This is a genomic window from Serratia sp. JSRIV002 (assembly GCF_019968725.1).
Lineage (GTDB): Bacteria > Pseudomonadota > Gammaproteobacteria > Enterobacterales > Enterobacteriaceae > Chania > Chania fonticola_B.
Window position 1 is genome coordinate 2,606,483 of sequence record NZ_CP074143.1, and the last position, 15,377, is coordinate 2,621,859.

Below are 15,377 nucleotides of genomic sequence, written 5' to 3' on the forward strand. Positions count from 1 at the left end.
ACCACAAAATCCTGTTTACCTGGCGTTTGGCTAAAGCTGACTCGTTCTCCCTCACCCCAACCCTCTCCCCAAGGAGAGGGAGCTGGAACGGTGTTGCGGTTAGGTAACGGAGTATGGCTAAGGCACATTCGGTTCCCTCTCCCTTTGGGAGAGGGGGCTATAAAGTGGTTCAAGCCCATCACCTTTTACCTTGGTTATACTAGCCCAGCGGCGTATAAACTGACACCGGTAAAAGCGCGAGCAAGCTTCCTGTTGGCGGTAATTTAATCAATTCTGCGCCATGGCGAGGTACTGGCCGATTTTATCGACGTCCACGTTGCCACCGCTGACGATCACCCCGACTTTTTTGCCCCGCAAATCGATGACGTGATTCATCGCTGCAGCGGCAGCCAGGCAGCCGGTCGGTTCAACCACCATCTTCATCCGCTCCATAAAGAAACGCATTTGCTGGCACAGCTGTTGGTCGGTCACCGTCAGAATATCTTCCACATAGTGTTGAATGATCGGGAAGGTGAGATTGCCTACCTGCTGGGTCTGTGCGCCGTCGGCAATGGTTTTTGGTACCGGGATCCACACTTTTTCACCACTGCGGAATGCCTGTTGCACATCGTTGCCCGCCTCGGGTTCGACGCCAAATACCCGGCAGCCGGGCGACCAGTGATGTGCCGCAATGGCGCATCCAGAGAGCAGCCCGCCGCCACCGGTACAAACCAGCAAAATATCCAGCGGGCCAACTTCTTCGATCAACTCCTTAGCTGCGGTGCCTTGGCCTGCCATCACCTGCGGATAATCGTAAGGTGGGATCACCGTTAAGCCCTTTTCCGCCGCTAACCGTTGGGTGATGGCTTCCCGGTCTTCGGTTTGCCGCTGATAGATCACCACGTTAGCTCCATAGCCGCGTGTTGCCGCCAGCTTGGCCGCGGGGGCGTCATGCGGCATCACGATAGTGACGTTCACTCCAAGCTCACGGGCTGCCAACGCCATGGCCTGCGCATGGTTGCCGGATGAGAAGGCGATCACTCCGGCCTGGCGCTGAGCCGGAGTCAATTGGCTGATGGCGTTAAAGGCACCACGGAATTTAAAGGCCCCAATGCGCTGGAAATTCTCGCATTTGAAAAAGAGTTGGGCACCGGCGATCTCATCCGCCTGGCGGGAAGTCATTACTGGTGTGCGGATCGCGTGGTTTTGCAGGATTTCGGCCGCTTTGGCAATATCGGCGGCGGTGATGCAGTGGGACGTAACGGTCATGACTACCTCATGTGGTTGGCATTGATTCGTTCAGTCTATTAATTTGCCCGTTGTAAACGGATTGTCAAACGGTTAAGCGGCTGTCAGTCGAAACAACCGTGCCATCAGGAAGGTCAAAATCCGGCATTTTCTGTAAACCCGTGCAAACATGATGAATAAAACCGGCCGGGTGGTTCCATAAACCCGGTAGAGCCTTTATTATCCTTGATCACTTTGCTTAAGCTACGGCAACAAAACGGATTTCATGTATCAACCTGTCGCGTTATTTATTGGCCTGCGTTATATGCGTGGGCGAGCCTCAGACCGCTTTGGGCGGTTTGTTTCCTGGCTATCCACCATTGGCATTACGCTGGGGGTGATGGCGCTGGTGACGGTGCTTTCAGTGATGAATGGCTTCGAGAAAGATCTCGAAAACAACATCCTGGGGCTCATGCCGCAGGCGCTGATCACCAGCAAGCAGGGTTCAATCAACCCTGAACAGCTGCCAGCCTCTGCCGTGCAAAACCTGCATGGTGTCACCCGAGTCACTCCGCTGACTACCGGCGATGTGGTGCTGCAAAGCGCTCGCAGCGTGGCCGTTGGCGTCATGTTGGGGGTTGACCCGCAGCAGCCCGATCCGCTGACGCCTTATCTGGTCAACGTTAAACAGCAACAGCTGCAACCGGGCGAGTACAACCTGATTATCGGTGAACAGCTTGCCGGGCAGTTGGGCGTCAAGCGTGGCGATCAGCTGCGTCTGATGGTACCGAGCGCGAGCCAGTTTACCCCGATGGGCCGCATCCCAAGCCAACGTCTGTTCACCGTGATTGGCACTTTCCATGCCAATAGTGAAGTGGACGGCTATCAGCTGCTGGCGAACCAGCAAGATGCTTCACGTCTGATGCGCTACCCGGCGGGCAATATCACCGGCTGGCGTTTGTTCCTGCAACAGCCGTTGACGGTGGACACCCTTAGCCAGCAAACGCTGCCGGAAGGCACCCAGTGGAAAGACTGGCGCGAACGCAAGGGCGAGCTGTTCCAGGCGGTGCGCATGGAGAAAAACATGATGGGGCTGCTGCTTAGCCTGATCGTGGCGGTGGCGGCATTCAATATCATTACCTCGCTGGGCCTGTTGGTGATGGAGAAGCAGGGCGAAGTGGCCATTCTGCAAACCCTGGGCCTGACGCGGCGGCAGATCATGTCGGTCTTTATGGTGCAGGGGGCCAGCGCCGGGATTATCGGTTCGTTGCTGGGCACGCTTTTAGGCGTTCTGCTTGCCACCAATCTGAACAACCTGATGCCAATCCTTGGCGCGTTGATCGACGGGGCTTCTCTGCCGGTGGCGGTTGACCCTCTCCAGGTGACGATCATTGCCGTAGTGGCGATGGCGGTCTCGCTGTTATCCACGCTTTACCCTTCATGGCGCGCTGCCGCCGTACAACCCGCTGAGGCTTTACGTTATGAGTAACCATCCTTTATTGCAGTGTGAGCGCCTGTGTAAAACCTATCAGGAAGGCAACCTGCATACCGACGTGCTGCGCAATGTCAGTTTTGCCATGCAACCGGGCGAGATGATGGCGATCGTCGGTAGCTCGGGTTCCGGTAAAAGTACTTTGCTGCATCTGCTGGGGGGGCTGGATTCGCCCACTTCGGGTGAGGTGATTTACAAAGGGCAGTCGTTGAACAAGCTTTCTTCCACTGCCAAAGCCGAACTGCGCAACCGCCAGCTCGGCTTTATCTATCAGTTCCATCATCTGCTGCCAGATTTCACCGCGCTGGAAAACGCCGCGATGCCGCTGCTGATCGGTGGCACGAAACCGGCGCTGGCGAAGGAAAAGGCGCTGGAGATGCTGGCGGCCGTGGGCCTGGAAAAACGTAGCAAACACCGCCCGTCCGAGCTTTCCGGCGGTGAACGTCAGCGCGTGGCGATTGCCCGTGCGTTGGTGAATAATCCTTCACTGGTGTTGGCAGATGAGCCGACCGGCAACCTGGATAAGCGCACCGCAGACAGCATCTTCGATTTACTGGGCGAATTGAACGTACGCCAGGGAACCGCATTTTTGGTGGTCACCCACGATCTGCAACTCGCTAAACGCCTGAGCCGCCAGTTGGAAATGGCAGATGGCCATCTACAGGCACAATTGACCCTGATGGGGGCCGAGTAATGAGCGCTTCGCCACTTTCATTGCTGATGGCGCTGCGCTTCAGCCGTGGCCGGCGGCGCGGCGGCATGGTTTCGTTGATCTCGGTGATCTCCACCATCGGCATCGCGCTGGGCGTGGCGGTGCTGATCGTCGGGCTAAGCGCGATGAACGGCTTCGAACGTGAACTGCAGAACCGTATTCTGGCGGTGGTGCCGCACGGAGAGATCGAACCGGTCAAGCAACCGTTCACCGGCTGGCCGGAGATCCTGCAACGGGTCGAAAAGGTACCGGGCATTTTGGCTGCGGCACCCTATATCAACTTTACCGGGCTGATGGAGAATGGTGCTCAGCTACGCGCCGTGCAGGTAAAAGGGGTCGATCCTGCGCAGGAAAAACAGCTTAGCGCGCTGCCAAGTTATGTGCAGGGCGATGCCTGGGCCAATTTCAAAAGCGGTGAGCAGCAGGTGATCCTGGGCAAAGGGGTCGCCGACGCTCTGGGCGTGAAGCAGGGCTCTTACGTCACGGTGATGATCCCCAATAGCGATCCTGAGATGAAACTGTTGCAGCCGAAGCGTATTCGCCTGCATGTCACCGGTATTCTGCAACTTAGCGGTCAGCTCGATCACAGCTTGGCCATGGTGCCGTTGGCGGATGCCCAGCACTATCTGGATATGGGTGACAGTGTCACCGGGATTGCCATCAAGGTCAACGACGTGTTCGCCGCTAACAAGCTGGTGCGTGACGCCGGGGAAGTCGCCGATGCCACCGTCTATATCAAGAGCTGGATTGGCACCTACGGATTTATGTATCGCGATATTCAAATGATCCGCGCCATCATGTATTTGGCGATGGTGCTGGTGATCGGCGTGGCCTGTTTCAACATCGTTTCCACCCTGGTGATGGCGGTGAAGGACAAGAGTGGCGACATTGCCGTGCTGCGTACGCTCGGGGCTAAAGACGGCTTTATCCGCGCCATCTTTGTCTGGTATGGCTTGTTGGCCGGGCTGGTAGGTAGCCTTAGCGGGGTAGTGGTTGGCGTGATTGCCTCGCTACAGTTGACCAATATCATGAAAGGCATCGAAAAGCTGATGGGCCACTCTTTCCTGTCTGGCGACATCTACTTTATCGATTTCCTGCCGTCCGAGCTGCACTGGCTGGATGTCGCTATCGTACTGGGTACGGCAATCGTGCTTAGCCTGCTGGCCAGTTGGTATCCGGCCAGACGTGCCAGCCGCATCGATCCGGCCCGCGTATTGAGCGGGCAGTAATAAAAACCTGGGGCCGGTAGCGGGCCCCATTTTTTTACCCTGAGGGCGAGTTATGTACTACGGTTTCGACATGGGCGGCACCAAGATTGAACTTGGGGTGTTCGACGCCAACCTGCAGCGTATCTGGCAAAAGCGGGTGCCGACGCCGCGTGACGACTACCGGCAACTGCTGGCGGTATTACGCGATCTCACCCATGAGGCCGATGCCGTTTGTGGTACGCAGGGGCTGGTGGGCATAGGCATTCCTGGGCTGCCAAATGAAGATGGCACCTTGTTTACCGCCAACGTCCCGGCCGCGATGGGGCAGCCGCTGCCGCGCGATCTGAGCGCGTTGATTGGCCGTGAGGTCAAGGTCGATAACGACGCCAACTGCTTCACGCTCTCGGAAGCTTGGGACGAAGAGTTTCGCCATTACCCAACGGTGCTGGGCATCATCTTGGGTACCGGAGTTGGCGGTGGCTTGATCGTTAATGGTAAAGTGGTCTCTGGGCGTAACTTTATCACTGGAGAGTTTGGCCACTTCCGTTTGCCGGTGGATGCGCTGGAGGTGCTCGGGCGTGATATTCCTCGCGTTCCCTGTGGCTGCGGCCATGACGGTTGCATCGAGAATTACATCTCGGGCCGCGGATTTGAGTGGATGTATGCGCATTTTTATCAACAACGGTTGCCAGCGCAGCAAATCATTGCGCATTATCAGGCCGGTGAGCCACAGGCCGTGGCGCACGTAGAACGATTTCTGGATGTCCTGGCCATTTGCCTGGGCAACCTGCTGACCATCATCGACCCCCACCTGGTGGTGATTGGCGGCGGCTTATCGAATTTTGCCGCAATTTATCAGGCGTTGCCCCAGCGTTTGCCCGCCCATTTGTTACGGGTAGCCAAACTGCCACGCATCGAGAAGGCTCGCTATGGCGATGCTGGCGGTGTTCGTGGGGCAGCGTTCCTCAATTTGGTGGAAAGTCATAAATAAGGAGAGTTCATGCACACTCGCCATCGGTTGTGTCAGTTTCGCAAGAGTAAGCATGTGCGGCATCAGCGTTTTCGCTCGCGGATATTCCAACGCGATACCATGGCGGCGGCAGAGCTGAAAAAGCCGTTTGTCGTGGTGCTGACGGGAGCAGGGATCTCTGCCGAGTCTGGCATCCGTACTTTCCGCGCTGCCGATGGGCTGTGGGAAGAGCACAAGGTGGAAGATGTCGCCACCCTGGACGGTTATCAGCGCGATCCGGCCTTGGTGCAGGAGTTTTATAATGCGCGCCGCCGGCAGCTGCAGCAGTCGGATATCGGCCCTAATGCGGCTCATCGTGCGCTGGCCGACTTGGAAGAGTGGCTGGGGGAGGAGAACTTCCTGCTGGTTACGCAGAATATCGACAACCTGCACGAGCGTGCCGGTAGCAAGCAGGTGCTGCATATGCATGGCGAGCTGCTGAAAGTACGCTGCACCAGTTCTGGGCAGGTGGTGGAGTGGTTGGGAGACCTGAGCGTGGATGAACGCTGCCACTGCTGCCAGTTCCCTGCGCCTCTGCGGCCTCACGTGGTGTGGTTTGGTGAAATGCCGTTGGGGATGGATGAGATTTACGCCGCGTTGGCCAAGGCCGATTTCTTTATCGCGATTGGCACCTCTGGCAATGTTTACCCGGCGGCAGGCTTTGTTCACGAGGCACGGTTGGGCGGGGCTTATACCATGGAGCTGAATCTGGAGCCGAGCCTGGTGGAAAGCCAGTTCGAAGAGAAGCATTACGGCCCGGCCAGCGAGGTGGTGCCACGCTTTGTGCACAAGTTCCTGATGGGCAAGGTCGAGCGGGCGGATAAGCCTTAATCGAGCGTCGGGTTAAAAGGTGTGGGGAAATTCAATATGTTCTCCACACCTTAATCTAGGTCAGCGTCCAGCTTTTAGCTGCTGGAAGTAGGTCTCATACAGCGTACTGGTATCACCCACATCGTTTTGCCACTCACCGTTCTCAATCACCGCATCATCCGGATACAGCGACTTGTCGTTGGCGATCTCTTTAGGTAGCAGCTTTCTCGCGGCCAGATTGGGGGTAGGGTAACCGATGGTTTCCGCCACCTGCACCGCGATCTCTGGGCGCAGCAGGAAGTCGATCAGCTTCAATGCACCCTCGACGTTCTTGGCGTTAGCCGGAATGGCCAGGCTATCCATCCAGAAAATGCCGCCTTCTTTCGGCCAGACGATCTCCAATGGAGTACCGGCCTGGCGCGCGACATAGGCCGAACCGTTCCATACCATGCCCAGATCGACTTCGCCTTCCATATACGGATTACCCGGATTATCGGAGTTGAACGCCAGCACGTTTGGCATCAGTTTCTTGAGCTCGTTATAGGCAGCCTCGATCTGTTTGGGATCGGTGGTATTGCCTGAATATCCCAGTTTGCGTAGCGCGACCTGGAACACTTCACGTGCATCATCGGTGAGCAGCACGCGGCCTTTGTATTCCGGTTTCCACAGATCGGCCCAGGCGGTTATGGTGTTGGCATCAATGGCATCCGTATTGACGCCAATGGCGGTGGCGCCCCAGATATAGGGAATGGAGTAATCGTTGTTGGGATCGAACGGCTTGTGCAACAGGTTGGGATCGAGATCGTTAAAGTGGCTGAGTTTGCTTTTGTCGATCTTTTGCAGCATCCCTTCCTTGCTCATCTTGGCGATGAAATAGGTGGAGGGTACCACCAGATCGTACGCGCCATCCTGGTAGGTTTTCAGCTTGGCATACATGCTTTCGTTGGATTCATAGGTGGAGTAAATCACCTTGATACCGGTTTCTTTGGTGAACTGTTCCAGCAGACCCGGCGGGACATACTCGGTCCAGTTGTAGAAATAGAGCGTTTTGCCGTCGTCCGCGGCGTTTGCTGAGCCAAGGCTCAGTGCCATCATCCCGGCTGCGAGCAGATGTGACCACTTTTTCATGGTGCGGATCCTTTAGCAGTGCATGTTTTTACAGTATAGCGTGATGCGCCATACCCCAGAGAGCGGCCATTATAAGTGGCGTACCCAACGGGGTAAAGACGCTTATCCCATTGGCAAATCAGTGTTTTTGCCGATCGCGCAGCAGCAGTTGGCTGGTGAGCACAAGCGCTAGCGATAACACCAGCAGAATGGTCGCCAGGGCGTTCACTTCAGGAGATACGCCGACCTTGACCATCGAATAGATCTTCAAGGGCAAAATCTCGTAGCTCGGCCCGGTCACGAACGAAGAGACCACGACATCATCCATCGACAGCGTGAAGCTTAGCAACCAACTGGCGGCGACAGCGGGCATCGCCAGCGGCAGGATGATTTTGCGCAGGATCACCATTTCGCTGGCACCCAGATCGCGTGCGGCTTCCAGCATCTTGACGTCAAAGCCCTTCAGACGCGCATAGACGGTGACCACTACAAAGGGCAGGCAGAAGGTGATATGCGAAAATAACAGCGACCAGAAGCCCAACGAGACGCCTAGCAGCATAAACAGCACCAGCAGCGAGATGGCCATGACGATATCCGGCGACATCATCACCACAAACAGCATGCCACCGACGAAGGGTTTCCCACGAAAACGATAGCGATACAATGCCACCGCCGCCAAAGAGCCGATCATGGTAGCAAAGCTGGCGGACAGCACCGCCATGGTCAGTGAATGCCCAGCGGCCTGCAACAGGCTGTCGTTGTTCATCAACATGCTGTACCAGTGGGTGGTAAAACCTCGCCAGTTGATGCCAAAGCGCGAGGTGTTGAACGAGTTAACGATCAGGATCACGATGGGAATATAGAGATAGGCGTAAATCAGGCTCATAAAGCCACCGCGCAACAGGCGTCCGATCATTCCAGCTCCCCCTTTTTGTTCAGCAGCTTGGCGGCCCGGTAATAGATCCACAGCATCAGCCCCATCACCAGCGTCAGGCAAATGCTGGTGGCGGCCCCAAACGGCCAGTCACGGATATTCAGGAACTGGCTTTTGATGACGTTACCGATCAGCAGGTTTTTGGCTCCGCCCATCAGGTCGGCCACGTAGAACAGCCCCATGGCGGGCAGCAGCACCAATAGGCAACCGGCGATAATGCCTGGCATGGTCAGCGGAATGATGATGCGGATAAAGGTTTGCAGCTTGCTGGCACCGAGATCGCGGGCTGCCTCCAGACAGGATTTATCCAGCTTTTCCAGGCTGGAGTAGAGCGGCATCACCATAAACGGCAGCAAGATGTAGACCAGCCCCAGCACCACGGCGCCAGAGGTATACATGATGCGTAACGGCGTATCGATGATCCCGGCCCACATCAGGAACTCGTTCAGATAGCCGCGGGTGCTGAGAAAAAGCTTCAGGCCATAGATACGGATCAGCGAGTTGGTCCAGAAGGGCACAATCAGCAGGAACAGCAGCAGCGGGCGCACCCTTTGCGGCAGGCGAGCCAGAATAAAGGCAAAAGGATAACCCAGCAGCAGGCAGCACAAGGTGGCGATCGCCGCCATGTTCAGCGAGTGCAGCATCACCTGGCCGTACAGGGGATCAAACAGCCGGGTATAATTATCCAGAGTGAACACCATCTGCACCAGATTGGCATCGTCACGGGTGAGGAAACTGGTACCGATGATCATCAGGTTCGGTAGAAAAACAAACAGCACCAGCCAGCCGACGGTGCCGATAATCACCAGGTTTTGCAGCAAATTACGCGATTTCTTCATCGGCCAGCACTACCTCCCAGCTTGCAACCCAGGTTATCGCCATCTTCTGGTTTAACGAGTGGTCAAAGTCAGGGTCGTCTTCATTGAAGAACTCGCTGACCATCACCATCTTACCGTTTTCCAGTTCAACCACCGATTCCAGCGTCATGCCTTTATAGTTGCGTTCGCGCACGTAGCCGATCAGGCCATCTATCTGCTCGCTGTCGTTCACCTCTTCGACGCGCAGATCTTCCGGGCGCAGCAGAACCTTCAGGGATTGCCCTGGCTCGACCGGGAGATCGGCGTAGATATCACATTCGCGGCCTTCCACACGAGCGCGCACCCGCTGCGGATCGATACGATGTAGCACTACCGCGTCAAAGATATTGATCTCACCGATAAAGCTGGCGACAAACAGGTTCTTGGGTTCCTCGTAGATTTCCCGTGGAGTGCCGTCCTGTTCTATTCGCCCGTCGCGCATCACCACAATCCGATCTGACATGGTCAGCGCCTCTTCCTGATCGTGCGTGACGAACACAAAGGTGATGCCCAATTGGCGCTGTAGCGCCTTCAACTCGTTCTGCATCTGCTTGCGCAGCTTGTAGTCCAGTGCCGAAAGCGACTCGTCGAGCAGTAACAGTTTAGGTTTATTCACCACGGCCCGGGCAATCGCGACCCGTTGCTGTTGCCCACCAGAAAGCTGATGCGGGCGGCGCTGAGCGAACTCGTCCAATTGCACCATGCGCAGGGCTTCCTCCACGCGCGGCGTTAGCTCCGCCTCTGGGGTTTTCTGCATGCGCAGGCCAAAGGCGACATTTTCAAACACGGTCATATGGGGGAACAGGGCATAGCTTTGAAACACGGTGTTAACGTGCCGATGCTCGGCCGGAATAGCGGTGATATCTTGCCCGTCGAGCACGATCTGCCCGTGGTCGGCATTTTCCAACCCGGCAATCAACCGCAGCACGGTAGTTTTCCCGCAGCCGGAAGGGCCAAGCAGGGTCAGGAATTCACCATCGTTAATCTTTAGGTTGAGATCGCGGATGATCTCTTTGCCGTCAAAGCTTTTACTCAGGGCGTTCAGTGTAACCAAAGAGGATTGTTCAGTCATTTTAGTGTCTCTATCCCGTACGGTGGTGCAGATAGAACCGCCGCTGGAAAAGACTGCGCGAGCTTACGGGAGTGACCCGTCAGGTACTGAAGCTCAAAGCCAGCGGCGCCGATCAAAAATTTAAGAGGGCGCATGATAGACGCTGAATCCGGTAATTGAAAGCCAAACCGCCTATAAGTCATGCCCGTTGGCCGATTTTTGCGTCGGTAGTTACCCTATTAAACCATCACTTGCTTTAATGATTTGTGTTAAATCTGATTATTAATGACCTGTCTCAATATTTGATCCGGATCGGTTCCGCATAATGAAACGCGAAATTCTGAGGGCGGAACCATGGATAAACTACTAGATCGCTTTTTTAACTACGTCTCATTTGACACACAGGCTAAAGCGAACGTCAAACATGTGCCTAGTACCGAAGGGCAACTGAAGCTGGCGCGTGCGTTGCAACAGGAAATGATTGGGCTGGGGTTTGAACGGGTATCGCTAAGCGAACATGGCTGCGTGATGGGCACGCTGCCTGGCAATGTGAGCTGGCCAGTGCCGGCCATTGGCTTTATTTCTCACCTTGATACCTCACCCGATTTTTCGGGTAAGCATGTGACACCGCAGATAGTGGAAAACTATCGCGGCGGTGACATTGCCTTGGGCATCGGTGATGAAGTGTTATCGCCGGTGATGTTCCCGATCTTGCATCAGATGCTGGGGCAAACGCTGATCACCACCGACGGCAAAACGCTGTTGGGGGCCGACGATAAAGCCGGGATTGCCGAGATCTTGACCGCGATGGTGCGGCTAAAGCAGCAAAAAATTCCTCACGGCGATATCCGCGTGGCGTTCACGCCGGATGAAGAGGTGGGCAAAGGGGCGCATTTCTTTGATGTTGCTGCGTTCGATGCCGAGTGGGCCTACACCGTCGATGGTGGTGGGGTGGGCGAACTGGAGTGTGAAAACTTCAATGCAGCAGCGGTGACGGTCAAAATCGTCGGCAATAACGTCCATCCAGGCAGTGCCAAAGGGGTGATGGTGAACGCGCTGTCGCTGGCAACCCGTTTCCAACAGGAGCTACCGGCCGAGGAAACACCGGAGCATACCGAGGGGTATCAGGGTTTTTACCATCTCAACAGCATCAAGGGGAACGTTGAACGTGCCGAGATGCACTACATCTTGCGGGATTTTGAGCGTGAAGGCTTTGAGGCTCGCAAGCGCAAGATGATTGAAGTCGCGCAAAAGGTTGGTCGTGGGTTACCACGGGATTGCTACATTGAGGTGGCGATCGAAGATAATTACTACAACATGCGTGAGCAGGTGGCCGAGCATCCTCATGTGATCGAGCTGGCACAGCAGGCGATGCGGGACTGCGATATTGAGCCGGTGATGAAGCCGATCCGCGGTGGTACCGATGGTGCGCAGCTATCCTTCAAGGGGCTGCCTTGTCCAAACCTGTTTACCGGTGGCTATAACTTCCATGGCAAGCATGAGTTTATTACGCTGGAAGGGATGGAGCAGGCGGTTGCGGTGATCATGCGCATTGCCACTCTGAGTGCCGAGCGCGCTAAATGGTAGTTTTTTGCGTTAATAGATTGAGTGAGGGGCCAGTTTGCCCCTCACTCATTATGATTAGTCGTTAAAATACCAGTAACCGCTGTTAATCAACGCCGTCAGCAGGGCCAGGAACGATGGGTCGTCCACCGCGTCGCCCAGCAAGGCGGCATCAACGCTGGCGTGCTGGCACAGGGCATCGGCGGCTTGCAGATGTTCGGTGTCGATTAGCTCACCGTTGACAAAGCATTGGTCGCCAACGCGCAGCACGCGCAACCCACCCAAACGTTGTAATGGCTCACCCTGTTGCAGCAGCTCATAGATTTCACCGGCCTGATAAGGCGGCTCTGGCGGCGCGATGTCCAGCTCGTGACGCGACTGCGAAATAAACTCGCCAAACCAGTTCTGGAAGTGCTCCGGCTGCTGCACCAGCTCCAGGATCATCCCACGCAGTGCATCGACCTCATGGGGGAGAACCATCGCCGGGTGATCGCGCAGCGCGATATCCGGATCGGTGTAACGCTTGCTGCCCAACTCGCGCGCTAGCACGTAGTCTGCATAGCCACTCACCATTTCACGGCCATTCGGCGCACGGAAACCGACGGAATAGTTGAGCGAATTTTCCAGCGAGTAGCCTTCATGAGGGAATCCCGGTGGGATATACAGAATATCGCCAGGCTCCATCTCTTCGTCAATGATGGCGTCAAACGGCTCAACCTGTAACAGGTCAGGGTGCGGGCAGTGCTGCTTCATCGGTACTTTTTCGCCCACGCGCCAACGGCGGCGGCCAGTACCCTGGATGATGAACACGTCGTATTGATCGAGATGCGGGCCAACGCCGCCGCCCGGTACCGAGAACGAAATCATCAGATCGTCCATGCGCCAGTCTGGCAGCTTACGGAACGGTTGCATCAGGGCACTGGAAGGCTGATGCCAGTGATCAACGGCCTGCACCAGCAATGACCAGTTGTTCTCGCCCAGATGGTCGAAACTTTCAAACGGGCCGTGGCCAACCTGCCAGCGACCTTCCTGATGGCTCACCAGGCGGCTGTCCACCTCGTTTTCCATAGCCAACCCGGCCAGCTCATCCGGGGAAATCGGATCGATAAAGTTGTTAAAACCACGCTTGATAATTACCGGACGCTTTTGCCAATAGCGTTGCAAAAAGTCGTTCCAGTCGAGATCTAATTGGTAATCCATGTTCTATTCCAGGATAGAGTGAGCCTGCAGGGATTATAACGGAAGTTAGGCCCCGTGGATCGGGGCCTGAGCGAGAGAATTTAATCGTGATGGTGGGAGTCGTGCTGGCGGGAGAAGGTGACCTCCATCCGTGCTCCACCCAGCGGGCTGTCGCTGATGGTAATTTGTCCGTCATATTGCTCGATGATCTCGGCGGCGACCGACAGGCCAATCCCCTGGCCGGGGCGCAGAGTATCGACGCGTTGGCCGCGTTGGAAGATCAGCTCACGCTTGCTTTCGGGGATGCCGGGGCCGTCGTCATCAATGACGATCGTCAGGTATTTGTCCGAGTGCAGCGAGGTGATCTCCACAAACTCCAGGCAATATTTACAGGCGTTCTCCAGCACGTTGCCCATCACCTCCATAAAGTCGTTTTTCTCGCCCATAAAGGTGACTTCTGGTGAGATATCGAGGGTGATGACTACCCCTTTACGCTGATAGACCTTGTTCAGTGCCACGCTCAGGCTGTCGAGCAGGGCAGAAACCGAATGGATCTCGCGGGTCAGCACGGTTTGACCAGAGTTGATGCTGGCCCGATGCAGGTAATAACCAATCTGTTGCGAGATACGGCTAATCTGCTCGAGCATGATCGGCTCGACCTCTTCGATGGTGGTCTGCTTGCTGGAACGCAGCGAGCGCAGGGTGGTCTGCAATACCGCCAGCGGGGTTTTCAGGCTGTGGGTGAGATCGGACAGCGTAGTACGGTATTTGGTGTAGCGCTGGCGCTCGTTGCGCACCAGGATATTCAGGTTCCGTACCAAGCCACGTAGTTCACTGGGGGGATTTTCATCCAGTTGCTCGCGCTCGCCGTTTTCCAATTCACCCACCTGGGTTATCAGCGCCTTGATCGGCCGCAAACTCCAATACGCAGCTAGCCAGAGAAGAGGTACGACCAGTAGTAGATTGGCCAGCAGTACGTAGCTGAACCATTCCCACACCACGTCCGAGCGTTGCAGCTCCTGCGGAATGCTGTCGACCACCACGATGCTCAAGGCGGGCAGGCGTGGGGTGGCGGCATAGGTATTGACGGCCACCGAGTGGGTTAACGCCTCATGGTCGGTATCGTCATAGTCTTTCAGCTGATCCTGGGCTTTGGGATTGTCGCCCAGCACTTCGCTACTGATGCGGGTGTCCGTGTCTATCTCATAGAAACCGGACTCTTCCAGCCACTCTTTCTGGATCCGTTTTTCCAGCTCCGGTACCGAGCGCTGGCTCCACAACAGGTTGCCTTTTTCGTCGTAGATAAACACCAGCGTTGGGGAGTTGAGATCGAGATCGGGCGGGATGGCAATGGTCAACTTCTGGTCTTTCCACTGCGCCAGGCTGAAGAACAGGTTGCTCTCACCGCGCAGCAGGCGGAAGGCGGTTTTATCAAAGCTGACGATATAGCCGACGACCGCAACCAGCCCGTAGGACAGCGACAGCGCCAGGATCACCCCGGCGGTGGCCATCAGAAAGCGGGCGCGCAGTGAGAAGGGCTTTTTATCTCTGTTGAACATTATGCTCACTTGGCATCGAAACGGTAGCCCTGACCACGTACGGTGGTGATCACTTCCTGTGGGTATTCGGCCTGTAGTTTTTTACGCAGGCGGCCCATTAATACGTCGATGGTGTGGCTTTCGCGCAGTTCGGCATCCGGGTAGAGTTGCAACATCAATGAATCTTTACTGACCACTTTACCCGCGTTACGGATCAACGTTTCGATAATGGTGTACTCAAAGGCCGTCAGTTTGATTTGCTGTTCGTTGACGCTCAGCTCACGGCGTGAGAGGTCGATCTGGAACGGTGGCAGTACGATCACCTGTGAAGCCAGGCCGCTATTGCGGCGCATCAAGGCCTGCATGCGGGCAATCACTTCTTCCAGGTGGAAGGGCTTGGTGACGTAATCATCGGCACCGGCTTCCAGCACCGCCACCTTATCCTGCCAGCTTTCACGGGCGGTCAGTACCAGGATCGGCAACTTCATCTGGTTGGCACGCCAACGGCGGATCAGGCTCAGGCCATCTTCACCCGGCAACCCGAGATCGACAATGGCGATATCAGGCGCATGTTCCTGCAGAAAATAGTCAGCTTCTTTGGCATCTTCTGCGGCATCAACCTGATGCCCCATTTCACGCATTTGCACACTAAGATGGTGGCGCAATAGGCCATTGTCTTCAACAACCAGTACTCGCATGGTACAGACTCCT

At 55.9% G+C, this 15,377-nt stretch carries 14 protein-coding genes; 6 read left to right on the forward strand and 8 right to left on the reverse strand.

Annotated features, from left to right (window positions below):
- Positions 1-267: 267 nt before the first annotated feature.
- Positions 268-1,248, reverse strand: coding sequence for a threo-3-hydroxy-L-aspartate ammonia-lyase (locus KGP26_RS12205; RefSeq protein WP_223665521.1), 981 nt, complete (start codon positions 1,246-1,248; stop codon positions 268-270).
- A 244-nt stretch (positions 1,249-1,492) separates the two neighbouring features.
- Between KGP26_RS12205 and lolC the strand changes: the two genes are divergently transcribed.
- From lolC to cobB, 5 genes are read left to right on the forward strand one after another with little or no spacing between them, the layout of a single operon-like run.
- Positions 1,493-2,695 carry a lipoprotein-releasing ABC transporter permease subunit LolC gene (gene lolC / locus KGP26_RS12210; protein ID WP_094981845.1) on the forward strand — a complete coding sequence of 401 codons (1,203 nt, stop codon included), beginning with the start codon at positions 1,493-1,495 and terminating at the stop codon, positions 2,693-2,695.
- Positions 2,688-3,392, forward strand: coding sequence for a lipoprotein-releasing ABC transporter ATP-binding protein LolD (gene lolD, locus KGP26_RS12215; RefSeq protein WP_021178283.1), 705 nt, complete (start codon positions 2,688-2,690; stop codon positions 3,390-3,392). Before lolC ends, lolD begins: the two co-directional genes overlap by 8 nt.
- The gene (lolE, locus tag KGP26_RS12220) at positions 3,392-4,639 is read left to right on the forward strand and encodes a lipoprotein-releasing ABC transporter permease subunit LolE (RefSeq protein ID WP_021804697.1); all 1,248 of its coding nucleotides are present in this window, start codon (positions 3,392-3,394) and stop codon (positions 4,637-4,639) included. The genes lolD and lolE overlap by 1 nt, the downstream gene beginning before the upstream one ends.
- Before the next feature lie 52 nt (positions 4,640-4,691).
- Positions 4,692-5,609 (forward strand): N-acetylglucosamine kinase, encoded by a 918-nt coding sequence (gene nagK, locus KGP26_RS12225; protein ID WP_024531138.1) that lies wholly within the window; start codon positions 4,692-4,694, stop codon positions 5,607-5,609.
- A gap of 9 nt (positions 5,610-5,618) precedes the next feature.
- Positions 5,619-6,458 (forward strand): Sir2 family NAD+-dependent deacetylase, encoded by an 840-nt coding sequence (cobB, locus tag KGP26_RS12230; RefSeq protein ID WP_021804695.1) that lies wholly within the window; start codon positions 5,619-5,621, stop codon positions 6,456-6,458.
- 60 nt (positions 6,459-6,518) lie between these two features.
- Here the strand turns inward: cobB and potD are convergent, their stop codons facing one another.
- The 4 genes from potD to potA all read right to left on the reverse strand — a co-directional run bounded on the left by potD (position 6,519) and on the right by potA (position 10,407).
- Entirely contained in the window at positions 6,519-7,565 is a 1,047-nt protein-coding gene (gene potD, locus KGP26_RS12235) for a spermidine/putrescine ABC transporter substrate-binding protein PotD (protein ID WP_115158379.1), read from the reverse strand.
- Positions 7,566-7,683: 118 nt separating this feature from the next.
- Positions 7,684-8,460 (reverse strand): spermidine/putrescine ABC transporter permease PotC, encoded by a 777-nt coding sequence (potC, locus tag KGP26_RS12240; protein WP_021804693.1) that lies wholly within the window; start codon positions 8,458-8,460, stop codon positions 7,684-7,686.
- Positions 8,457-9,317 (reverse strand): spermidine/putrescine ABC transporter permease PotB, encoded by an 861-nt coding sequence (gene potB / locus KGP26_RS12245; protein ID WP_059200570.1) that lies wholly within the window; start codon positions 9,315-9,317, stop codon positions 8,457-8,459. The genes potC and potB overlap by 4 nt, the downstream gene beginning before the upstream one ends.
- Positions 9,301-10,407, reverse strand: coding sequence for a spermidine/putrescine ABC transporter ATP-binding protein PotA (gene potA, locus KGP26_RS12250; protein WP_059200571.1), 1,107 nt, complete (start codon positions 10,405-10,407; stop codon positions 9,301-9,303). Before potA ends, potB begins: the two co-directional genes overlap by 17 nt.
- 333 nt (positions 10,408-10,740) lie before the next feature.
- Here potA and pepT point away from each other — a divergent pair, with 333 nt between their 5' ends.
- Complete coding sequence (gene pepT, locus KGP26_RS12255) at positions 10,741-11,973, forward strand: peptidase T (RefSeq protein WP_223665522.1); 1,233 nt, start codon at positions 10,741-10,743, stop codon at positions 11,971-11,973.
- A 54-nt stretch (positions 11,974-12,027) separates the two neighbouring features.
- Here pepT and KGP26_RS12260 read toward each other — a convergent pair whose 3' ends face one another.
- The 3 genes from KGP26_RS12260 to phoP form a co-directional block, all read right to left on the reverse strand.
- Positions 12,028-13,149: a cupin domain-containing protein gene (locus KGP26_RS12260; RefSeq protein WP_021804690.1), complete on the reverse strand. Its 1,122-nt coding sequence runs from the start codon at positions 13,147-13,149 to the stop codon at positions 12,028-12,030.
- Positions 13,150-13,229: 80 nt separating this feature from the next.
- Entirely contained in the window at positions 13,230-14,687 is a 1,458-nt protein-coding gene (gene phoQ / locus KGP26_RS12265) for a two-component system sensor histidine kinase PhoQ (RefSeq protein ID WP_021804689.1), read from the reverse strand.
- 5 nt (positions 14,688-14,692) lie between these two features.
- On the reverse strand, positions 14,693-15,364 hold the full coding sequence (phoP, locus tag KGP26_RS12270) for a two-component system response regulator PhoP (protein WP_021804688.1): 672 nt from the start codon (positions 15,362-15,364) through the stop codon (positions 14,693-14,695).
- Positions 15,365-15,377: the final 13 nt, after the last annotated feature.